We start from the raw sequence: 223 nt of genomic DNA on the forward strand, positions 1-223 counted from the left end.
TATGCCGGCAGGTGTGCTTATATTCTTAAGCATGAAGCGGGATTATGGGTTTTTCTCCATCATAAAAACATCCCGTTGACCAACAACGAGGCGGAGCGGTGCCTGCGTGGCGGTGTAATCATGCGAAAAATCTGCTTTGGGACAAATTCCTATCGGGGTGAACAGTACCGCTCCCGACTGCTGTCGGTGGTGGAAACCTGCAAACAACGGGGATTATCGGCAC

The 223-nt window shown here is 51.1% G+C and carries 1 protein-coding gene; it reads left to right on the forward strand.

The features are described from left to right. Positions 1-223, forward strand: a 223-nt coding sequence (locus AAC854_RS23850) for an IS66 family transposase (protein WP_340619210.1), incomplete at both ends; no start/stop codon positions are given.

It is taken from the genome of Xenorhabdus entomophaga (assembly GCF_037996725.1).
Classification (GTDB): domain Bacteria; phylum Pseudomonadota; class Gammaproteobacteria; order Enterobacterales; family Enterobacteriaceae; genus Xenorhabdus; species Xenorhabdus khoisanae.